Consider the following 19,653-nt stretch of genomic DNA (forward strand, 5'->3'; position numbering starts at 1 on the left):
CTCAGGGCGACGGAGCCGGAGGCGTCTCGGCCGGCGGCGCGGCCGGTGCAGGCTCGGCAGGCGCCATCGGCTCGGCGGCCGGAGGCGGCGTGGCGGGCTCTGCCGGAGCAGGTGCCGGTTCGGCGGCGGGCGCCGGAGCGGTCGTTTCGGCGGCAGGCGTGGGAGCCGTGGCCGGCATGGGCGTATAGACGTAGACGATCCCAGCGACGATGGCCGCCAGGATGATGATGAAGATGATTGCTCGGACGACTGTATTCACTGTGCTGTCCCCCAATACTGGATGATCGCTCACACCTTACGGCTTTTGTGACAGAACGACAATAAAGCGTGGTGCCGCACACGTCCTAGCGCCGTGGACGCTCGGCGAGCATGAACCATGACGGCCCCATGTGCGGGTCGTTCCAGATGCGCTGCCAGCGGAATCCGGCGCGTTCATAAGCCCTTACGGCGCGCTCGTTGCGGATTGACGGAAACACGCACACGGCCGTCGCGAGTGTCGTGCCGAATACTTCATCCTTCAGTTGTGACAAGGCGGTCTGCCCGACGCCCCGACCGCGGTGCTCCTCTGACGCAATGAACAGGTCGAGATCCCAGGTACCCGGCGCCAGGTCTTGGGGGAGCTCGTCGCCCCACATCGTGGCATCGACCGCGTGCGCATAGCCAACGGCCATGCCGCCCGCCTCGATGATCCGGCAGAGCGCATGGCCGGAATTGAGAGCGATGTTCACTTCCGCCTCGGTGGCGGCGCGCGGCCCCCACCAGGCCTCGATGTCCGGGCGCGCCAGCCAGCCGCGGATCAGGTCCCAATCGGCGCGGCGCGCGGGGCGCAGACGGACTGTCTCGCTCTCCCCGGACATGCTCAGTGCCGGAAGTGCCGTATGCCGGTGAAAACCATGGCGAGCCCCTTCTCGTCGGCGGCGGCGATGACCTCGTCGTCGCGCATCGAGCCGCCCGGTTGGATCACTGCAGTGGCGCCGGCCTCGGCGGCCGCGAGCAACCCGTCAGCGAATGGGAAAAAGGCATCGGAGGCCACGACCGAGCCGCGGGTCGGCGGCTCCTTGGCCCCCATCGCCTGCGCCGCGTCGGCGGCTTTCAGCGCGGCGATACGGGCGGAATCGATGCGGCTCATCTGCCCGGCGCCGATGCCGACGGTGGCGCCGGCCTTGGCGTAGACGATGGCGTTCGACTTCACGTGCTTCGCGACCTTGAACGCGAACAGCATGTCCGCCAGTTCCGACTCGGTCGGCTTGCGCTTGGTGACGACCTTGAGATCGGCTGCGGTGATGACACCGTCGTCGCGCGATTGCACCAGCAGCCCGCCGGCGAGCGAGCGCACGATAGCCCCCTGCGCCTTTGGATCGGGCAGGGCACCCGCGGTCAGCAAGCGCAAGTTCTTTTTCGCGGCGAAGATGGCGACCGCCTCGGGCGTTGCCGCGGGAGCGATCACCACTTCGGTGAATATCTTGGTGATTTCCTCGGCCGCGGCCGCGTCGATCGGGCCGTTGAGCGCCACGATGCCTCCGAAGGCGCTCACCGGATCGCAGCGCAGCGCCTTAAGATACGCCTCTTGCAGCGTTGCGCCCGTGGCGACGCCGCACGGATTGGCGTGCTTGATGATGGCGACTGCCGGCTTGCCGGTGCCAAGCTCGGCGACGAGCTCGTAAGCCGCATCCGTATCGTTGAGGTTGTTGTAGGACAGCTCCTTGCCCTGGTGCTGCACGGCGCTGGCCACGCCGGGACGCGCGTCTCCGGAAGCATAGAACGCGGCGCGTTGATGCGGATTCTCGCCGTAGCGCAGCGGATACTTCAATCGGCCACCGAACGTACGCCACGCCGGCGTTTCCTCGCCTAGGGTTGCGGCGAACCAGTTGCTGATGGCGCTGTCGTAGGCGGCGGTGCGCGCATACGCCTTGGCGGCGAGCGCCTTCCGCAGCTCGAGCGTCGTCGCCCCGCCGTGGGCGCGCATCTCTTCCAGCACGCGAGCATAATCGGCCGGCTCGACGACGACGGTCACGCCCGCATGGTTCTTGGCGGCACCGCGGATGAGCGCCGGGCCGCCGATGTCGATGTTCTCGATGCAGTCGTCGTAACCGGCGCCCTTCGCCACCGTTGCCTCGAAGGGATAGAGATTGACGACGACGAGATCGATCGGGGCGATACCGTGCGCCGCCGCCTGAGCGTCGTGCTCGGCGTTGCCGCGCACCGCGAGCAGGCCGCCGTGCACCTTGGGATGCAGCGTCTTCACGCGCCCGTCGAGCATCTCCGGGAAGCCCGTCAGCTCGGACACGTCCTTGACCGCCAAACCCTCGTTGCGCAGCGCCGCCGACGTGCCGCCGGTCGAGATCAGCTCGACGCCCATCTCGGCCAGCGCCCGCGCGAAGGGTATGAGGTCCGTCTTGTCCGAAACGGAAAGCAGCGCGCGGCGTATGCGCAGCGTCATTCGTGGGGTCCTTCAGCCTGCCTCTCGACGGCCCAGTTTACCTCGGTTTCGCCGAAGGTAACTCCGCGCAGGACGATCTGTAACGCCGCACGCGGCCCGCCGCTTTCGGCGAAATAGGCGCTGTCCTCGACGCTGAGCATCGCTCCGGTGGCGCTCAGCAGCCAGTTCTGTCCGTCCTTCAGGGTTATTCTCGCCTGGTCGTGCGCCTCGAGGCAGCAGCTCACTCCGGGCATAAGGTGGAAATGAATGGCGTATGGCAGGTCGGCGCGGAGCCGTACCTTGGCGCCCATGCCATCGAGGCGGTCGCAGCCTTCCAGGCGCTGCCCGTCCGCGGCGAGGCGGAGCCGGCGCTTGTGCACCAGCTCGTGGCGACGATGATAGCCGTCGTGCTCGGCCTCGAGGATCGTCGCGCCGGCCTCGTCGTCCAAGCGCCAATCGACGCGATCGGGATAGCGGAGCGGCGGCGCGCCCGTGAGCGCTTCGAGCTTGCGGTGCGTGATGAGGCGCGACGACGATCTCTCGGCCAAGGTCAGTGCATTGTGGCTCGCGGTGGCGCGCGATGCGGGCAGCCAGTCGGCGGACGCCGGAGCCGGCACGCCGCCGTTGACGAACAGCAGCTCCTTGCCCGCGCTCATCTCGAATGACAGGCACCCGGCCTGCGCGGTGGCGGAAAACGCCAGGGCCGGCGGCCGGCCGACGTCAGCGATGACGACCGTGTCGCCGCAGGCGAGCCGGGCATAGCCGGAGGCGCGCGCCTCGCGCAGCGGCGCCAATGAGCCGTCGTCGTAAGCGACAACCGTGGCAACGCCGGCCGTCAACGCGCCGGACACGCCGTTAAAGCGCGCCAGCGTACCGTCGCCGAGGCGCAGATAGCGCAACATCGGCAGCATGCTCTGGATCGCGTCGCTCAGCTGGTCGGGAAGTGCGCGATCACGGGCGGTAAAGCATTGGCTGAGCGGCAGGAGGTCGAGTAGCACTTCGACCAGCAGGGCCGGGTTGCGGGTGACGTGGCCGCCATCGGGGAGCACCTGCCAGGCGAGCTCGGCGGCGAGGCCGGTCTCGATGTCTTTGAGCTGGCGGTCGTGCCCGGCGAGCGACAAGGCGGCGAATCCCAGCGCCATCAGGGCGAGCAACCGCTCATAGCCGGCCGGCGTATCGCGCCAGCTGCGGTTGAGCTGCGCGAACTGGCGGCCGAGCGAGGCAGTGATGAGGCCGTACGTCTCACCGTCGGCGTCTTCGAGCAGCAGGTTGGCGTGCGACAGCCACGCGATGAGACGGCGCGCGGCGACCGCGGGCTCTGCCGCCACGCCCTCGCGCCGATTGCCGAAGCGGATCGTCCACTCGAGCGCCAGCCGCCGTCCGGTTTCGCGCGCTTCTTCCGTGTCGACGGCGGCGAGATTGCGCAACCAGCCGAACCCGTGCAGCTCCCGCGCCCAGGCGATGCTCGGCGCGGTAGCCTCGAACGGCGAATCCCCGCGCAGCGACACGATGCTTCCAGCCAGGCCGAACTGGCCGTGGGCGATCTCGTCCCAGAAACTCGGATCGGCGACCCGCAAGTCGGTCGGCACGATGAGCAGGTGATCGACCGGCGTCGACGGCTCGGTCCAGCGCTTCAGTGGCCCCGCCAGTGCGGTGACGATCGTCGATCGCTTCGTCGTCTCGACGGTGAGCGCTGCCTTGCGCAGCCGTTCCTTCAGCGTCAGTTCTGCCATGCGAGCCCCGCGACGCCTGCGCGGCCGGAATTGCCGCGCCCTTGGTCCGGACTAACCCCGCGAATCGGTCAACACAAGGCACGCGTTGCGTATGCCTGTGAGCGAATCCCTCTTGGGCCGAATCAAGCTGTGCGAACGAGGCGCGCGGCGTAGAAACCATCCATGCCGGACAGCTGCGGGGTGTCGCCCGCAAGGTGGAAGGGCAGCGTGCGCAGCTCGCCGGCGGGTGTAAGCCACTCGGCTGCGATGCCCACTTCGCCGGGCGCGATCGGCGCAGGAGAAAATCCATTGTTGCGAGCGAGGAACCGCTCGATCTGCTGGGAGCCTTCCTCTGGCTCCAGCGAGCAGCTGCAGTAGAGCAGCGTGCCGCCCGGCGCGACGAGCTTTGCCGCGTTGTCGAGGAGCCGCGTCTGGATTGCCGCCAGCGCGGCGACGTCATCCGGCCGCTTCAAGCGGAGGATGTCGGGATGGCGGCGGATCGTGCCGGTCGCCGTGCAGGGCGCGTCGAGCAACACGGCATCAAATGTCCGCGCGGGCGCCCACGCGCCGGCGTCGGCTTCCACTAGCTCAGCCTTCAGTTGCAGCCGTTCGAGATTGGCGGCGAGACGCTGCAAGCGTGCGCCCGAGAGATCGATGGCGGTGACGTTGGCACCGGCAGCGGCGAGCTGGGCCGTTTTGCCGCCCGGTGCGGCGCACATGTCGACGACCGACTTGCCCACGACTGAGCCGAGGAAGTGGACGGGAAGCGCCGCGGCTGCGTCCTGCACCCACCACCCGCCGTCAGCATAGCCGGGCAAATCCTCGATGCGGCCGCCGGCAGCGAGCCGCACCGTGCCTGTCGGTAGTACGCGGCCGCCGAGGCGCTCGGCCCAGGTCTCCGGCGCGTCCTTGACGCTCAGATCGAGCGGCGCTTCGGTGAGCGACGCGTCGGCAATGCGCCGCGCCGTCTCGGTGCCGTACGCTTTCGTCCAGCGCTGTAACATCCACGCAGGTGTATTGAGCGCGACGCCGTCCTTCGCCTGCAGGGTCGCGGCGCCCTCGCGCGCCACGCGCCGCAACAGCGCATTGACCAGCTTGTCATAGCGCCCCGCGTGCCGGTCCCGCCGCACTTGATCGACGGCGAGCCCGACCGCGGCGTGCGGCGGCGTTTCAAGAAACAGGAGCTGCGCCGCGCCCGACAGCAGGATGGGCCAGAGTGCGCCCTTCTGCTTGGGAAGCGGCTTTTCGAGATAGCTGTTGAGCACGGCTTCCAGCTCACCCAGGCGGCGCAGCACCGTCGCGGCGATGAGGCGGGCGAGGGCGCGGTCGCGCGGCTCGAGGGCGCTTCCCTGGAATTCCTTCGCCACCGCGCCGTCGAACGCGTGCCCATCGCCGAGCACGTTCGTCAGCAGGCGCACGGCGGCTTCACGCGCGGGCAAGCCGGCGGGCGCCGGGGGAGGCGGTGGCTTTGGCTGCGGCTTATGTTGGCGCGGTGGCGGACGCCAGTGCTTGTTCGAGGTCGGCGCGTTCGGTTTTCTCACCCTGCGTCAGCCCCACGGGCCGGAAGCGTCGCGGGAGCGCTGCTGCGCCCAGGGACCGGGGTCTTTATCGTTTCCGACGTTGCTATCGCGGCCAAGGCCTCCGTCGTCACGCGGGCCGCCGGGCTGCCCCATCTCGCGCGCCAGCGCCTCGAGCGCCGCGATGCGGTTCTCGGTGTTTGGATGCGTCGAGAACAGGTTGTCCATGCCCTGGCCGGTCAGCGGATTGATGATGAACATGTGCGCGGTGGCGGGTGCCATCTCCGCTTCCTCGTTGGGAATGCGGTGCGCGTAGTTCTGGATCTTGGCGAGCGCGGAAGCAAGCCACATCGGGCGGCCGCAGATCTGGGCGCCCACGTCGTCGGCGACGTACTCGCGCGAGCGGCTGATCGCCATCTGCACAAGCATGGCGGCAAGCGGGGCGACGATGATCGCCATCAGCGTGCCGATCATGCCGAGACCGCCACGGTCCTCGCGATGACCGCCGAACATCGCGCCGAACTGCATGTACTGGGCGAGCATGGAGATGGCACCGCCGATGGCCGCGGCGATGGTCATGGTCAGCGTGTCGTGGTTCTTGATATGGGCAAGCTCGTGCGCCATCACGCCGGCGACCTCGTCGCGGCTCAAGGCCTGCAAGAGGCCGGTCGAAGCGCAGACGGCGGCGTTGGCGGGATTGCGGCCCGTGGCAAACGCGTTCGGCTGCGGACTGTCCATGACATACACCTTCGGCATGGGCAGCCCGGCGCGCTGCGCCAGCTCGCGCACGATGCCGTAGTACTCGGGTGAGGAACGTTCATCGACCTCGTGCGCGCCGTACATGCGCAGCACCATCTTGTCGGAGTTCCAATAGCTGAAGAAGTTCATGCCCAGCGCGAACACGAACGCGATCACCATGCCCGTCTGACCGCCGATAAGGGCGCCCACCGCCACGAAGATCGCGGTAAGAACCGCGAGTAGCATGGCCGTTTTGACATAGTTCATCGTTGTCGCAGCTCCGCCTTGAAGCAATCTCGAGATGCTATATGGAGCTTACGCCCGGCGACCACCAGTCCGAGATTGAGGTTATGAAATCGGAAAAAGACCAGCGCCCACTCAGTCCCGCAGCGCAGCGTGCGCTGGCCGAGGCCGAGGCGCGCCGGAAGGCCGAAAAAGCCAAGCAGGCCGAAGCTGAGGTGGGCGGCCGCGAGGGACCCGATCCAGCGCGCTACGGAGACTGGGAAAAGGGCGGCATCGTCTCCGACTTCTGACGGCGGAGCGGCGAAGATGACTTATCCCCGTTCCCACAGCGCCATCTAAAATCCCGCCAGCCCACCCGACGACGCGGGGTGCAGACGTGCGCTGGCGGATTTGCATTGGGATGGGCCGGCAGGCAATGCGCGGGACCCCTAAGCTGGTCTCATGACTTCACTGTCGCCAGCGCGAAAATGCTGGTGAGCCCCGGGCAGGGATGCGATTCGGGGAAGACGGTAGTCGGCAGTGCCTATCCGGGTGGGGCGGCGATGGCTGCATCCACACGAACAAATAGAAGGGCCAGGACCGCCTCGCCCCCGTGTCGATAGCCCCGGGCTTGCCGCCGCGGGGACGTCTGGGCGTCGACGCAGGTGACGGCGCGGCAACGGTGCGTGCAATTCGCGTGACGGGCGGCCGGTGCTGCTTGGCGCGTCGAGCCTGACCCTATACTGAAAGCTGAACACTGACGGGATTTCTCCATGCGCCGTAGCGGCCGGAACTTTCTGCGCGCCCTCCTCGGCCTGCTTCTACTCACCGTGGTGTTTGCCGCCTTCTGGTTCGGCCTCGTGCCGCAGCGCTACTCGCCGTTCGCGGCGCTGTCGCTCGCCGACCCGCCGTCGTGGTTCGTCGATCCGCGCCTCGCCGCCTTGCGCCATGATCCGGCGCTGTGCCGTGCGGTGCTGCAAGCGCCGCACATCGTCGCCACGCCGATCTCAGACAATGTGCAGAGCAACGGCTGCGGTTGGACGAATGCTGTGCGCGTCGCCGTGGTGGGCGGCGTCGACATCGGTCTGGAGCAACTCACCTGCGAGGCCGCCGCGGCGCTGGCGCTATGGGTCGAGCAGGATGTGCAGCCGCTCGCCGAGAGCATGTTCGGCAGCCGCGTGACCTGGATGCAGGACATGGGCACCTACTCGTGCCGCAACATGATCGGCAACAAGCGGTGGATGAACATGCGCAGCCAGCACTCGCTGGCCAACGCCGTCGACATCGGCGCCTTCCGCCTCGCCAACGGCAAACAGATCAGCGTCACCGCCGACTACAAGAGGGACACGCCCGAGGGGCGCTTCCTGCGCGAGGCGCACATGCGCGCCTGCCGGTACTTCCGCGTCGCCATCGGGCCGGAGTTCAACGCCGCGCACCACGATCACCTGCACTTCGACCGCGGCATTCTCACGCGCTGCCAGTAAGCGGTCAGACCTTGCGCGGCGCCTGGCCCGCGGCGAATTCCTCGATGGTCGTCGTCGGCCGCCCAAGCTCGCTCCACGTTTGACCGGCTTTGAACTCCTCGGGGTAAGAAAGAACGGTGCCCATGATGTTGGCATTGAAGCGCAGCGAGTTGGAGAACACCCCGCCGATGCGCGCCAGCCAAAGCGGCACGCGTACGACGAACGGCGAACGGTGCAGCGCCTGCGCGTAGCGCACCGCGGCGCCGTCGTAGGTGAGCGGCTCCGGCCCCTGGATGTAATACTCGCGGTTGGCGGCGCGCGGCTCGGCGAAGGCGCGGGCGACCTGGCGTCCGAAGTCGCTGCCGGCGATCCAGTAATTCGGGTAGAAGGCGCGTCCCAACATGACGAACAGGCTGCCTGTCCCGTGCCGCTCCGCCAGCGTCTCCATGAAGTTCGTCGGATAGAAGATAGTGTAGGGGATGCCCGACTTTTTGATGCGCGCCAGCGCCTGCCGCCACACATCGAGCACCCACCAGCGGCGCGGGGAGTCGTGCACCATCGCCGACAGATAGGCGACGCGCGCTATCTTTTCCTCACACGCGGCGGCGAGGACGTTCTCCAGGCCCTGGCTCTCGGTGTGCAAGTCACCCTTGCGCGCACCGGGCGCCACAGACAGGCTGAGATATAGGCCGTCCTGCCCGCGCAGTCCGGCGCGCAGGCTCTCCTCGTCGCGCACGTCGGCCGCGACGACGCGGATCGCCGCCGGCAGCACCCGGCGCGCCTGCTCGATGTTGCGAGCGAGCGCCGTCACCTCGAACCCGGCTTCCATCAGCGCGACAGAGACGGGGATGCCGAGCATCCCCGTAGCACCGACGACGGCGATCTTCTTGATCGGGTTCATGTCGATTGCCTCCGATCGCACCACCAGTCGTCCAGCGCCATGGCGGCAGTGACGGCCTTGGCGCCGAGCGAGCCGATCGGCTCGGGCGGCAGCGGCATGGCACGGCGGTTGACGAACCAAAGGTCGGTAAGATCCGTCGAGCGCCCGAGCACGAGGTCGCACAGGATGCGGCCGTTCATATGCGTCATGGCCACCCCGTGGCCGGTGCAGCCGACGGAATAGGCCGCGGCGCCGCCATGCAGCGTGCCGATGAGCGGTGTGGAGTCGGCGGTGACGGAGAATGCGCCGCCCCACCTATAGGCAATCGGAATGCCGCGCAGCGTCGGGAACGTTATGCCGATGAACTCTTCCAGATGTTTCCAAGCGGCTGGATCGGCGTCGTGGTGCATGCGCCCGCCGAACGGCACGAAGCCGGGGCCGCCGCCCATGAGGATGCGGTTGTCGGGCGTCAGCCTGTAGAAGTGCATGAAGTTGCGGCCGTCCTCGATGCCTTCGCGCCCGGCCCAGCCGATCGAGGCGCGCTGCTCCGGCGTCAGCGGCTCGGTAACGACGATGGAGACGAAAGCCGGCAGCTGTTTGGAGCGCATGCCGGGAATGAGGTGGGTGTAGCCGTTGGCAGCGAACACGACCTTGTCGGCCGTGACCGTCCCGTTCGCGGTGACGAGGCGGAATTTGCCACCCTCGCGCCGCACCTCGCCAACGCGCGTGCGCTCGTAGAGCTGCGCGCCGTGGCCCAGCGCCAGCCCGGCCAGCGCGTCCACCCACTTGCGTGGATTGATCAGCCCGCAACCGGGCTCCAGGCAGCCGCCGAGGAACGTCGGCGATCGCACGCGGCCGGCAAGCTCGCCGACGTTGAGCCAGCGATAGCCTTCGATGCCCAGTTCCTCCAACAGCGCGATCTCGTCCTTGATGCGCGCGGCGTAGCGCGGCGAGGTCGCCACCTTGAGAAAACCCGAGCGCTCGTAGTCGCAATCGAGCTTGTGCTTGGCGAGCATCTCCTCGAGGCCGGCAATGCACCGCTCCATGTAGTGATGCGCCGCGCGCACCTTGTCCTTGCCATGCAGCGTTTTCATCAGACCCAGCGACGCGCCGAACAGCGTCATGACAAAGCCGGCGTTGCGACCGCTGGCGCCGAAGCCGACGGTCTCGCTTTCAAGCACGACAACCTTGAGCGACGGCTCGGTGGCCTTGAGTTGATAGGCGGTCGATAGCCCCGTGTACCCAGCGCCGATGATGGCGACGTCGACCGAGACGTCGCCCGCCAAGGGCGGGGCGACGGTGCGCGGCTTCTTGCTGGCGTCCCAATAGTTGGCGACGCGCGCCTGCTCTGCGGTCATTCCATTGCTCGCGGGGTCAAAGTTCGGTGCGTTGACGATACCGAAACGGTCGTCAGTGCCCAGGTGTAGCACAAGTGGCGCTGCGCCAATGATGATCGGGCCGCGCCCCACGAAGACGCTCAGTCTCGTTGGGGGCGCGGCCCGCAGCCTTGCGGCTTAAGCGGCAACCGGCAGGGCCGGGGTGGCGATGTGGCAGACTTCCTCGACGATGCGAGCGATGAAGGCGCGGGTGCGGTCGACGACCACCTGACGCTGCTTGTCGAGGGTCACCATGTGGTAGCTGTCATTCAGCACCACCATGTCGACCTTGCCGTGGATCTCGCCCTGCAGGTAGTGAGCGTTGTTGATGTTGGCATAGTCGTCTTCCAGGGAGTGCACGATCAGCGTCGGCTGCTTCACGCGGTGAAGGAGCTTCATCGCGGCGTCGACCATGCGGCGGTGCTCGAGAACCATCGTCGCCGGGACGCCCGAGCGGCCGAGGTCGGAACCTTCGGTCTCCAGAGCCTGCTTCACGAACTGGCGAACGCGCGGGCATTTGATGCCCAGCGACTCCGCGTCCGGGAAGTGGATGAAGTTGGCGAGCCAGCGCGAGCGGACCAGCTTGAAGAGGCGCATCGTCCAGGGCATCGCCCAGCCGTTGATCCAGAGCGTGGGCGAGAAGAGCGACACGCCCTGCACCTTGCCCGGGTTGCGGGCTGCGAGGTGGAGGCCAAGGATGGCGCCCATGCAGAGGCCGCCGACGATCACCGTGTCGCACTCCTTGCGGATGTCGTTGAGAGCCTGGCGGGCCGAGAGGTACCAATCCTGCCAGCGGCCCGAGTTGTCGTCGCCGTGGCCGGCGAGCTGGGGAGCGTGAACCGTGTAGCCGGCGCGGGCGAGACCCATGGCGACGAAGCGCATCTCCGCGGGGGTGCCGCACAGGCCGTGCAGGAGAAGAACGCCGACCTTGCCACCGGCGATGCGGAGGCTCTGGTCCTTCGAGGTGTTGGTCTGGGCGGCGGTCATTGGTGATCTCCTTGTTCGATGGAGACAACCTACGGACCGGGGCCACTGGACGCTGTTCCGCAAGAGACTCGCCGCGGTGCGGCGAAAGATTTTTCTTGGTGATCGCCTAAGCCAAGGAAATCGCTAGAGTAAATAGATGCGAAAAGGGCGCCACCGATCTCCGGCAAGCGCCCTTTTTCAGGTCGTCGGGAACGCCGGGGACTACTCGGCGGCGTCGATCGGCGTGATCTTGGCGTGGGCCTCCCAGATCAGGCGGCGGATGACTTCTACGCGCGAGGGGACGTTGGGATGCGCCCGGCGCAGGTTGTCGAGCTGCTTCAAGGTGTCGACATCCATGCCGACGTTGACGATGTGTTCCATTGCGACTGCTCCTGGCGTTGCTGACTGAGGATTTGCAGCTTGCCGATAGAGTAGCCGCGTCGCGCCTGCTGTTCCCCGCGTGACCTTGCCTCAGCCGGTGCGACGGTTTTGCCGGTTGTCGATGAGATCCTGCACGACCGCCGGGTCGGCGAGGGTCGAGATGTCTCCCAAGTTGGAGTACTCGTCCTCGGCGATCTTGCGCAGAATACGGCGCATGATCTTGCCCGAACGCGTCTTCGGTAGCCCCGGCGCGAACTGGATGAGGTCGGGCGAGGCGATCGGACCGATCTCCTTGCGCACGTGCGCGGTGAGCTCCTTTACCATCTCCGGGCTCCAGGCCTCGCCGGCGTTGAGCGTGACGTAACAGTAGATGCCCTGGCCTTTGAGGTTATGCGGGTAGCCGACGACGGCCGCCTCGGCGACTTTCGGATGCGAGACGAGCGCGCTTTCGACTTCCGCCGTGCCGAGCCGGTGGCCGGACACGTTGATCACGTCGTCGACGCGACCGGTGATCCAATAATACCCGTCCTCGTCGCGGCGGCAGCCGTCGCCGGTGAAGTAGGTGCCGGGATAGGTCGCGAAATAGGTCTGCACGAAACGCTCGTGGTCGCCGTAGATGGTGCGCGCCTGCCCGGGCCAGCTGTCGAGGATGACGAGGTTGCCGGTCGCGGCGCCGGACTGCACCGTGCCCTTGTCGTCGACGAGCTCGGGCTGCACACCGAAGAACGGCAGCGTCGCCGATCCGGGCTTCAACGCCGTGGCGCCGGGCAGCGGGGAGATGAGGATGCCACCCGTCTCGGTCTGCCACCAGGTGTCGACAATCGGACTGCGGCCTTCGCCGACGACGTTGTGATACCACTCCCACGCCTCGGGGTTGATCGGCTCGCCGACGCTGCCGAGCAGGCGCAGAGATGACCGATCGGACGACTTTACAAAGTCGTCACCGGCGCCCATGAGCGCGCGGATGGCGGTCGGCGCCGTGTAGAAGATGTTGACCTTCCATTTGTCGACGACGTTCCAGAAGCGCGACATCGTCGGATAGTTGGGGACGCCCTCGAACATCAGCGTCGTCGCACCGTTGGCGAGAGGTCCGTAGACGATGTAGCTGTGCCCGGTGACCCAGCCGACGTCGGCGGTGCACCAGTAGATGTCGCCGTCGTGGTAGTCGAACACGTACTGGTGGGTGAGCGCCGCGTAGGTGAGGTAGCCGCCCGAGGTGTGCAGCACGCCCTTCGGCTTGCCGGTCGAGCCCGACGTATAGAGGATGAACAGCGCGTCCTCGGCGTTGATCTCGGCAAGCGGGCAATCGGCCGAGACCCTCGCCGTCTCCTCGTGCGCCCAGAGATCGCGCCCCGCCGTCCACGGCACCGGGCGCCCGGTCCGTCGCACGACAAGCACCGTCTCATCGCCCTTGCCGGCCTTGGCGAGCGCATCGTCGGTGTTCTTCTTCAGCGGGATGAACTTGCCACCGCGCACGCCTTCATCGGCGGTGATGATGAATTTCGATTGCGCGTCCTCGATGCGGCCGGCGAGAGCTTCCGGCGAGAACCCGCCAAACACGACCGAGTGGATGGCGCCGATGCGGGCGCAGGCGAGCATCGCGTAGGCCGCCTCGGGGATCATCGGCAGGTAGATGGTGACGCGGTCACCCTTCTTGACGCCGTGCGCCTTGAGGACGTTGGCGAACTTGCAGACACGCTCGTGCAGCTGCCGATAGGTGATCTGCTCCTCCTGGGTGGGATCGTCTCCCTCCCAGATGATCGCCACCTGATCGCCGCGGGTGGCGAGGTGCCGGTCGATGCAGTTGGCGGCGACGTTGAGCGTGCCGTCCTCGTACCATTTGATCGACACGTCTCCCGGAACGAACGAGGTGTTCTTTACCCGCGTGTACGGTTTGATCCAGTCGAGGCGGCGTCCGATCTCACCCCAGAAGCCCTGCGGATCGGAGATAGAGCGCTTGTAGAGCGCGTCGTAGGCTTTCGCGTCGAGCCAGGCGCGCTCGCGCCATTCACCGGCGGGTACCGGGTAAAGCTTCCCCGACATTGGCGTTCTCCCACGGATTATTTGTCGTTGGCGCCATTATGGGCGCGCGGCCGGAGGAGGGCAATTTGGCTGTTGGGCGAATGCGACGCTTGTGCAGGATCAAAGACCCAGCCAGCCGACAATGGCGCCTTGCAGCAGAAGCACGCCCAGCCAATGGCCGCCATCGATCAGGGTGAGTTCGCGCTTGGCGCCGCGAAATGCGTTGTTGACGGCCATCGTAGTCATGACGAAGCCGAGCCACATGAAGGCGCCGGTGACTATTCCGTCGCCCATCGTCATGCCGGGCCCGTAGATGTGGCGCAGCACGCCGGCGAGAACGCTCGCCATGACGACAAGGCCAACGAAGCTGATGATGAACGGCGTGGGGCTCGGATTGTCGGCGTGCACCTCCTCGCGGGTCTTTCCGCACGCCAACAGCCATGCGTCCGAGAACAGAATGCCGTACCACAGCCACCCGAACATGAAGCTCACCACCGCGGCAAGCACGACGGCGAGCAGGTTCATACCGGCGAATTCCATGCGCTTGGGCTCCGTTGAGGTTCGCGACGCGGAGTCTAGCAGATCGGGGGTGCCACGTCGTCGGGTTCAGCCCAGACGCCACACTGCGGTGCGCTTGATCTCGGCGTCCTCGAGCTCGCGCGTCACCGGCACCCGGTATTCCGCGGCGGCGGTAAAACGGCCCTTGGGGAAGTAATTGCGCTGTGGATCGCCGATGAGGATAAGCGCGCCGCCGGCGACCGCCTCGTCGATGAACCGCGTCACGTGTTCGGCCAACGCCCGCTCGTAGAACAGGTCGCCGACGAGCACGACGTCCCACGCCTCGGCCGGCTTGGCGAGCAAATCCTCCGCCGTCGTGCGCACCACGACGCCGTTGTGGCTGGCATTGAGCAATACGGCGGCGAGCGCCAAGCGGTCGATGTCGGCGGCGAGCGTTTCAGCAGCACCGGCTTTCATCGCTGCAATCGCCGTCAGCCCGGAGCCGGCACCGAGATCGAGCACCCGCTTGCCGGCGAGCAACGCGGCGTTGTCGAGGATGTAGCGGGCGAGCGCCTGGCCGCCGGCCCAGGCGAACGCCCAGTACGGCGGCGGCACGTTTATCTGACCCAACTCGTCCTCGGTCTTCTGCCAGATCGGCAGCGACTCCTCGGCGAGGTAGAGAAGGATCTCCGGAACGAGCGGCGGCGCCAGCGGCCGCGTATTGGCGACAATGAATGCTTCGGCCGAGCCGGGAACGGCAGGATCGAGCCGGGCGGGGGCGTTCACTTCTTCTTCGCCGGCTTCTTCGCCGCGCCGGACGTGCCGGCCATGCGGCACACCTCGGCCCACTCGGCGGCGGTCACCGGTTGCACCGACAGCCGCGAGTTGTTGACCAGCACCATCTTGGCGAGCTTCGGGTTGTCCTTGATCTCGACGAGCGTCACCGGCCGCGGCAGCTCCTCCACCGCCCGCATGTCGACGCACTTCCAGGTGCCGGTGTCGTCTTTGGGATCGGGGTGGGCGAGCTTCACCACCTCCATGATGCCGACGACCTCCTTGCCCTCGTTCGAGTGGTAGAAGAAGGCGAGATCGCCGAGCTGCATGGCCTTCATATTGTTGCGGGCCTGGAAGTTGCGCACGCCGTCCCAGGCCTCGCCCTTCTTGCCGCGCGACTTGAGCACCTGAAACGAAAAGACGTCGGGCTCCGACTTCATCAGCCAGTAGGCAGGCATCGCGTGCGTCCCGTTGAACTGCTCAACTGGGCCTCGCGCACCGGGGCCTGCGTGTCAAGCGAAGACGACGGTGCGGCGGCGCCCTACCATCGCCTTGGCCCATCGATCCTGGCGGCGAACAACTTCCTCCACGCTCCGGCCGCCGAAGCTGAGCCGCCGTTCCTCGAAGCGGTGCCGCTAGCGCAGCCGACGCCGCTCAAGGTGTGGCGCGTCGTTCCCTGACGTTCAATCTTCCGCCTTCAGCGGCCGCTGCATCAGCTGGCCGATCGCGTCCTTGACGCTGGTGCGTCCATCGATGATGTCGCACACCGCGGCGCAGATAGGCATGTCGATGCTCTTATCATCGGCAATGCGCCTCACGGCGGCAGCGGTATAAACGCCTTCGGTCACGGCGAGCTTGCCGGCGAGCGCCTGAGGCAGCGTTTCCCCCCGGCCCAGCGCGCGGCCCAGCGACATGTTGCGCGACTGCGGACTGCCGCAGGTGAGGATCAGGTCGCCCAGCCCCGAAAGGCCGATCAGCGTTTCGGGGCGAGCGCCCAGCGCCTTGCCGAGGCGGCGCATCTCGGCGAACCCGCGCGTGACGAGCGCCGCGTGTGCGCTCGCCCCGAGCCCCTGGCCGTCGACGATGCCGGCGGCGATGGCAAGCACGTTCTTCACCGCGCCGCCGAGCTCGACGCCGACGAGATCGTTCGTCCAGTAAAGGCGGAACATCGCGCTGCCCAGCCGCTCGGCGAGAAGCTGACCCGCGGCTTCGTCGGCACAGGCGATGGTCAGCGCGGCCGGCAAGCCTCGCCCGACATCGGCGGCGAAGCTCGGACCCGACAGCACCGCCGGGATGACCTGCGGCAGCTCGGCGGCGAGAACCTCGCCCATCATCTGGCCGGTGGCCTGCTCGATGCCCTTAGCGCACATGACGACCGGTTGGCCGGTGCGCAGCAAAGGCTGCAGCTCGTGCGCCACGGCTCGCACGTGCTGGGCCGGCGCCACCAGCAAGAGGGCGTCGCACGCTGCTGCGTCGCCGAGCTTCGCGGTCGCGCGAATGCCCTGGTCGAGCGCGACGCCAGGCAGGAATGCCGCGTTGACGTGGCGGGCGTTGATCGCCGAGACGACTTCCGTCTCGCGCGCCCAGAGAGCGACATCGCGGCCGGCGCGCCGCATGGCCTGCGCCAGTGCAGTACCCCATGCCCCGCCGCCGATGATGCCGACGCTGTCGATGTTCACAGGTGCTCCCCGCCGCTCGCATTCACCGCTGATGCTAACACGACTTTCACGCCTTCACGCCCGCACCGATGGCCGGAGCCGCGTTGAGGTCGAGCGGCCAGCGCGGCCGTACTTTCGCGTCGAGCTGATCCGTCAAACCCTCCGCCAGCCGCTCTGCCCCGGCCCAGGCGATCATCGCGGCATTGTCGCCGCACAAGCTGACGGGCGGCGCGTGGAAGGAAAAGCCACGCGCTGCGGCGAGCTCGCTCAAGGCCGCCCGCAATTGCGTGTTTGCCGCGACGCCGCCCGCCACAACGAAGCGGCGCGGCGCCAACGGGTCTAGACGCGCCACGGTTAGTTCCATTGCCCGCGCGCAGCGATCCGCCACCGACGCGGCAACTGCAGCCTGGAACGACGCGGCGATGTCGGCCGCGTCCTGCTCGCTGAGCGGGGTCAGTTTCTCGGCCGTGCGCCTCACTGCCGTCTTGAGGCCGGCAAAGGAAAAGTGCGGCTCCTCGCGTCCGAGCATCGGGCGGGGAAGGTCGAACCGGCGCGGATCGCCGCGTTGTGCCAGCTTCTCGACCGCCGGACCGCCGGGAAGGCCGAGTCCCAAGAGCTTTGCCGTCTTATCGAAGGCTTCGCCCAGTGCATCGTCGATGGTCGTTCCCAGCCGCTCGTAAACGCCGACGCCGTGCACGATGAGGAGCTGCGTGTGGCCACCCGAGACGAGCAGCAGCAGGTAGGGCGGCCGCACGCCTTCGGTGAGGCCGACGGTCAGCGCGTGCGCTTCGAGGTGATGCACGGCGATGAACGGCAACCCGCGAGCCAGCGCCAGCGCCTTGCCGGTGATCGCGCCGACGATGAGCCCACCGATCAACCCCGGCCCGGTCGTCGCCGCGACAGCCGTCAAATCGTCCAGCCCCGCATCCGCCTCGCGCAGCGCATCGCGCACGATGAGGTCGAGGCATTCGACGTGCGCGCGGGCGGCAATCTCCGGCACCACGCCGCCGAACGGCCGGTGCTGCTCCCACTGTGTCCGCACGATGCTCGACAGAATGCGGCCGGCGCCATCGGGCTCGCGCAACACCACCGCCGCCGCGGTCTCGTCGCAGCTCGTCTCGATGCCGAGCACGAGGCTCGGCCTATCGCGGATATGCTGTTCGTTTGCCATGCGCTGGCGTGGCGATCTCGCGTTTGCGTTCCCGTGGCCGCAGGGGCATAGATGGCGCCGCGTCGAGGCCAAGCCCGGGGTCCCGTCGCCTAGCACCCGGAGAGAACGGCTTGCAAGCTGGCAAAATCCGCATCGGAACGCGGGGCTCGCCTTTGGCCCTGGCCCAGGCGCGCCAAGTGGCGGCGCGCCTTGCCACCGCGCACGGGCTTTCTGCCGAGCAATGCGAGCTGGTCGTCATCAAGACGACCGGCGATAAGGTCACCGACCGGCCGCTCATCGAGGCGGGAGGCAAGGGATTGTTCACCAAGGAGCTGGAGGAGGCGCTCTTCGCCCGCGCCATCGACTTGGCCGTACACTCGATGAAGGACATGCCGGCGCAATTGCCGGAGGGGCTGACCATCAGCGCCATCCTCGAACGCGAGGACCCGCGCGACGCCTTTGTCAGCCTCAAATACTCCTCGCTCGAGACGATGCCGCGCGGCGCCGTGATCGGAACCTCGTCGCCGCGCCGCCAGGCGCAGGCGCTGCGGGCGCGGCCCGACCTGCTGGTCGTTGGATTCCGCGGCAACGTCGAGACGCGGCTGCGCAAGCTCGAGGAAGGGGTCGCGGACGCGACGTTCCTCGCCTGCGCCGGCCTCTACCGCCTCGGCCTGGCGAAGCACATCACGCAGAAGATGCCCACCAGCGTCATGCTGCCGGCTGTGGCGCAGGGCGCCATCGGCATCGAGATTCGCGCCGATGACGTGGAGACGGCGGGGCTGCTGGCTCCGCTCAACGACGCTAATACCGCAACGTGCATCGCTGCCGAGCGCGCCTACCTCGCGCAGCTCGAAGGCTCGTGCCGCACGCCCATCGCCGGGCTCGCCGAATTGCGCGACGGCAACGTGTATTTGCGGGCGGAGATTCTCTCTACCAACGGAACGCATGCGCAAGCGCTGGCGGGAACCGCGAGCGCCGCCGACGCCGTGCAGCTCGGCGAGAGGGTCGCCGCCCAAATTCTCGAACGCGCCGGACCCGACTTCTTCGCGACAGCCTGATGCATGTGCTCATCACCCGTCCCGAGAGCGATGCCGCTGCCTTGCGCGGCGAGCTCGAAGCGCTCGGCCACACCGTGACGGTCGAACCGCTGCTGACGATCCGAGTTTTGCCGGTGGCCGCCGACGCCGTCGAGGGCATCGCCGCACTCGTCGCGACGAGCCGCAACGCCCTGCGCGCGCTTGCCGAGGGCCCGGCCTTCGATGCGGCCAAACAGCTACCGCTCATCGCCGTCGGACCGGGCACGGCCAGCCTTGCGCAGGAATTCGGCTTCACGCGAGTGACCGTCGGTAAAGGGACCGGCGCCGACCTCGTGCCGGTCATTGTCGCCACGGCACGGAAGCTCGGCGGACCCATCGCCCACGTGCGCGGCAAAGACGTGGCGTTCGACCTCCACGGGGCGGTGCAGAGCCAAAGCGTGGACCTGCGCGAAATCGTCTCCTACGAGGCCGTTGCCGCCGACCGTTTCCAGCCTGCTACGCGGGACCTCATCGCCTCGGGCGTCGTTAACGCCGTCATCTTGATGTCACCGCGAACCGGGTCGATTTTCAGTAGGCTGGCCCGTGCCGAGGGGTTGTCGAAGGCCGCGCAAAGCCTCGGCTTTCTGTGCCTCTCGCCGGCCGTAGCAGCTACCGTCGAACCACTCGGCCCGGCGCGAGTTGAAATTGCCGAGAGCCCCGATGCCACGGCGATGCTGGCCGCCGTTACCCGAGTAGCAACGCTATGGTCAGGAGTGTAAGTTAGCGTCCGACCCGCGTGCTACAGCTCATCCCCGAAAAGGGCATGCAGCGCGATCCTTCCGCAGCGAGGTACTTGCACAC

General features: G+C 67.4%; 21 protein-coding genes. 5 read left to right on the top strand and 16 right to left on the bottom strand.

The genetic code is table 11. From position 1 onward, the window contains the following. Position 1: 1 nt before the first annotated feature. The 6 genes from GIW81_RS10170 to htpX all read right to left on the bottom strand — a co-directional run bounded on the left by GIW81_RS10170 (position 2) and on the right by htpX (position 6,653). Positions 2 to 259: a hypothetical protein gene (locus GIW81_RS10170; RefSeq protein ID WP_154739082.1), complete on the bottom strand. Its 258-nt coding sequence runs from the start codon at positions 257 to 259 to the stop codon at positions 2 to 4. Between the two features lie 85 nt (positions 260 to 344). After that, complete coding sequence (locus tag GIW81_RS10175; RefSeq protein ID WP_154739083.1) at positions 345 to 857, bottom strand: GNAT family N-acetyltransferase; 513 nt, start codon at positions 855 to 857, stop codon at positions 345 to 347. A gap of 2 nt (positions 858 to 859) precedes the next feature. Beyond that, positions 860 to 2,440, bottom strand: a complete 1,581-nt coding sequence (gene purH / locus GIW81_RS10180) for a bifunctional phosphoribosylaminoimidazolecarboxamide formyltransferase/IMP cyclohydrolase (RefSeq protein ID WP_154739084.1) — start codon at positions 2,438 to 2,440, stop codon at positions 860 to 862. Further along, positions 2,437 to 4,152, bottom strand: a complete 1,716-nt coding sequence (locus GIW81_RS10185; RefSeq protein ID WP_154739085.1) for a heparinase II/III family protein — start codon at positions 4,150 to 4,152, stop codon at positions 2,437 to 2,439. The genes purH and GIW81_RS10185 overlap by 4 nt, the downstream gene beginning before the upstream one ends. Positions 4,153 to 4,274: 122 nt before the next feature. Further along, on the bottom strand, positions 4,275 to 5,570 hold the full coding sequence (locus GIW81_RS10190; RefSeq protein WP_154739086.1) for an RsmB/NOP family class I SAM-dependent RNA methyltransferase: 1,296 nt from the start codon (positions 5,568 to 5,570) through the stop codon (positions 4,275 to 4,277). 108 nt (positions 5,571 to 5,678) lie between these two features. Continuing rightward, a complete protein-coding gene (htpX, locus tag GIW81_RS10195; protein ID WP_154739087.1) occupies positions 5,679 to 6,653 on the bottom strand; it encodes a zinc metalloprotease HtpX in 975 nt (324 codons plus the stop codon). A 41-nt stretch (positions 6,654 to 6,694) separates the two neighbouring features. Here htpX and GIW81_RS10200 point away from each other — a divergent pair, with 41 nt between their 5' ends. Beyond that, the gene (locus tag GIW81_RS10200; RefSeq protein WP_154739088.1) at positions 6,695 to 6,919 is read left to right on the top strand and encodes a DUF1674 domain-containing protein; all 225 of its coding nucleotides are present in this window, start codon (positions 6,695 to 6,697) and stop codon (positions 6,917 to 6,919) included. A 462-nt stretch (positions 6,920 to 7,381) separates the two neighbouring features. Further along, the gene (locus GIW81_RS10205) at positions 7,382 to 8,092 is read left to right on the top strand and encodes an extensin-like domain-containing protein (RefSeq protein WP_154739089.1); all 711 of its coding nucleotides are present in this window, start codon (positions 7,382 to 7,384) and stop codon (positions 8,090 to 8,092) included. Positions 8,093 to 8,096: 4 nt separating this feature from the next. Here the strand turns inward: GIW81_RS10205 and GIW81_RS10210 are convergent, their stop codons facing one another. The 8 genes from GIW81_RS10210 to GIW81_RS19070 form a co-directional block, all read right to left on the bottom strand. After that, positions 8,097 to 8,972, bottom strand: coding sequence for an SDR family oxidoreductase (locus GIW81_RS10210; protein WP_154739090.1), 876 nt, complete (start codon positions 8,970 to 8,972; stop codon positions 8,097 to 8,099). Beyond that, positions 8,969 to 10,309, bottom strand: coding sequence for an NAD(P)/FAD-dependent oxidoreductase (locus GIW81_RS10215; protein WP_154739091.1), 1,341 nt, complete (start codon positions 10,307 to 10,309; stop codon positions 8,969 to 8,971). Before GIW81_RS10215 ends, GIW81_RS10210 begins: the two co-directional genes overlap by 4 nt. A 156-nt stretch (positions 10,310 to 10,465) precedes the next feature. Next, positions 10,466 to 11,314 carry an alpha/beta hydrolase gene (locus tag GIW81_RS10220; RefSeq protein ID WP_154739092.1) on the bottom strand — a complete coding sequence of 283 codons (849 nt, stop codon included), beginning with the start codon at positions 11,312 to 11,314 and terminating at the stop codon, positions 10,466 to 10,468. 201 nt (positions 11,315 to 11,515) lie between these two features. Beyond that, on the bottom strand, positions 11,516 to 11,674 hold the full coding sequence (locus tag GIW81_RS10225) for a hypothetical protein (RefSeq protein ID WP_154739093.1): 159 nt from the start codon (positions 11,672 to 11,674) through the stop codon (positions 11,516 to 11,518). 90 nt (positions 11,675 to 11,764) lie between these two features. Next, a complete protein-coding gene (acs, locus tag GIW81_RS10230) occupies positions 11,765 to 13,717 on the bottom strand; it encodes an acetate--CoA ligase (RefSeq protein WP_154739094.1) in 1,953 nt (650 codons plus the stop codon). Positions 13,718 to 13,816: 99 nt separating this feature from the next. Beyond that, on the bottom strand, positions 13,817 to 14,236 hold the full coding sequence (locus GIW81_RS10235) for a DUF1761 domain-containing protein (protein WP_154739095.1): 420 nt from the start codon (positions 14,234 to 14,236) through the stop codon (positions 13,817 to 13,819). A 66-nt stretch (positions 14,237 to 14,302) separates the two neighbouring features. Beyond that, positions 14,303 to 15,043 carry a class I SAM-dependent methyltransferase gene (locus GIW81_RS10240; RefSeq protein ID WP_407658174.1) on the bottom strand — a complete coding sequence of 247 codons (741 nt, stop codon included), beginning with the start codon at positions 15,041 to 15,043 and terminating at the stop codon, positions 14,303 to 14,305. Next, positions 14,977 to 15,426 carry an EVE domain-containing protein gene (locus tag GIW81_RS19070; RefSeq protein WP_154739097.1) on the bottom strand — a complete coding sequence of 150 codons (450 nt, stop codon included), beginning with the start codon at positions 15,424 to 15,426 and terminating at the stop codon, positions 14,977 to 14,979. Before GIW81_RS19070 ends, GIW81_RS10240 begins: the two co-directional genes overlap by 67 nt. Before the next feature lie 51 nt (positions 15,427 to 15,477). Here GIW81_RS19070 and GIW81_RS10250 point away from each other — a divergent pair, with 51 nt between their 5' ends. After that, positions 15,478 to 15,648: a hypothetical protein gene (locus tag GIW81_RS10250; protein WP_154739098.1), complete on the top strand. Its 171-nt coding sequence runs from the start codon at positions 15,478 to 15,480 to the stop codon at positions 15,646 to 15,648. Between the two features lie 3 nt (positions 15,649 to 15,651). Here GIW81_RS10250 and GIW81_RS10255 read toward each other — a convergent pair whose 3' ends face one another. Together GIW81_RS10255 and tsaD are read right to left on the bottom strand one after the other, a co-directional pair. Then, complete coding sequence (locus tag GIW81_RS10255; protein ID WP_324614966.1) at positions 15,652 to 16,647, bottom strand: NAD(P)H-dependent glycerol-3-phosphate dehydrogenase; 996 nt, start codon at positions 16,645 to 16,647, stop codon at positions 15,652 to 15,654. Positions 16,648 to 16,693: 46 nt separating this feature from the next. Further along, complete coding sequence (tsaD, locus tag GIW81_RS10260; RefSeq protein WP_154739099.1) at positions 16,694 to 17,797, bottom strand: tRNA (adenosine(37)-N6)-threonylcarbamoyltransferase complex transferase subunit TsaD; 1,104 nt, start codon at positions 17,795 to 17,797, stop codon at positions 16,694 to 16,696. 110 nt (positions 17,798 to 17,907) lie between these two features. On the opposite strand from tsaD, the gene hemC reads away from it, so the two are divergent. Together hemC and GIW81_RS10270 are read left to right on the top strand one after the other, a co-directional pair. After that, positions 17,908 to 18,834 carry a hydroxymethylbilane synthase gene (hemC, locus tag GIW81_RS10265; RefSeq protein WP_154739100.1) on the top strand — a complete coding sequence of 309 codons (927 nt, stop codon included), beginning with the start codon at positions 17,908 to 17,910 and terminating at the stop codon, positions 18,832 to 18,834. Then, on the top strand, positions 18,834 to 19,571 hold the full coding sequence (locus tag GIW81_RS10270) for a uroporphyrinogen-III synthase (RefSeq protein ID WP_154739101.1): 738 nt from the start codon (positions 18,834 to 18,836) through the stop codon (positions 19,569 to 19,571). The genes hemC and GIW81_RS10270 overlap by 1 nt, the downstream gene beginning before the upstream one ends. The last annotated feature ends 82 nt before the right edge of the window (positions 19,572 to 19,653 follow it).

Origin of the sequence: Hyphomicrobium album, from assembly GCF_009708035.1 — a bacterium.
Taxonomy (GTDB): Bacteria; Pseudomonadota; Alphaproteobacteria; order Rhizobiales; family Hyphomicrobiaceae; genus Hyphomicrobium_A; species Hyphomicrobium_A album.

Bases quoted from the DNA above. Each gene is read 5' to 3' on its own strand.
- GIW81_RS10200 (WP_154739088.1), top strand. From the start codon at position 6,695: ATGGAGCTTACGCCCGGCGACCACCAGTCCGAGATTGAGGTTATGAAA.
- GIW81_RS10210 (WP_154739090.1), bottom strand. From the start codon at position 8,972: ATGAACCCGATCAAGAAGATCGCCGTCGTCGGTGCTACGGGGATGCTC.
- acs (WP_154739094.1), bottom strand. From the start codon at position 13,717: ATGTCGGGGAAGCTTTACCCGGTACCCGCCGGTGAATGGCGCGAGCGC.
- GIW81_RS10225 (WP_154739093.1), bottom strand. From the start codon at position 11,674: ATGGAACACATCGTCAACGTCGGCATGGATGTCGACACCTTGAAGCAG.
- tsaD (WP_154739099.1), bottom strand. From the start codon at position 17,797: ATGGCAAACGAACAGCATATCCGCGATAGGCCGAGCCTCGTGCTCGGC.
- GIW81_RS10185 (WP_154739085.1), bottom strand. From the start codon at position 4,152: ATGGCAGAACTGACGCTGAAGGAACGGCTGCGCAAGGCAGCGCTCACC.
- GIW81_RS10220 (WP_154739092.1), bottom strand. From the start codon at position 11,314: ATGACCGCCGCCCAGACCAACACCTCGAAGGACCAGAGCCTCCGCATC.
- GIW81_RS10235 (WP_154739095.1), bottom strand. From the start codon at position 14,236: ATGGAATTCGCCGGTATGAACCTGCTCGCCGTCGTGCTTGCCGCGGTG.
- GIW81_RS10215 (WP_154739091.1), bottom strand. From the start codon at position 10,309: ATGACCGCAGAGCAGGCGCGCGTCGCCAACTATTGGGACGCCAGCAAG.
- GIW81_RS10270 (WP_154739101.1), top strand. From the start codon at position 18,834: ATGCATGTGCTCATCACCCGTCCCGAGAGCGATGCCGCTGCCTTGCGC.
- GIW81_RS10205 (WP_154739089.1), top strand. From the start codon at position 7,382: ATGCGCCGTAGCGGCCGGAACTTTCTGCGCGCCCTCCTCGGCCTGCTT.
- GIW81_RS19070 (WP_154739097.1), bottom strand. From the start codon at position 15,426: ATGCCTGCCTACTGGCTGATGAAGTCGGAGCCCGACGTCTTTTCGTTT.
- purH (WP_154739084.1), bottom strand. From the start codon at position 2,440: ATGACGCTGCGCATACGCCGCGCGCTGCTTTCCGTTTCGGACAAGACG.
- htpX (WP_154739087.1), bottom strand. From the start codon at position 6,653: ATGAACTATGTCAAAACGGCCATGCTACTCGCGGTTCTTACCGCGATC.
- GIW81_RS10175 (WP_154739083.1), bottom strand. From the start codon at position 857: ATGTCCGGGGAGAGCGAGACAGTCCGTCTGCGCCCCGCGCGCCGCGCC.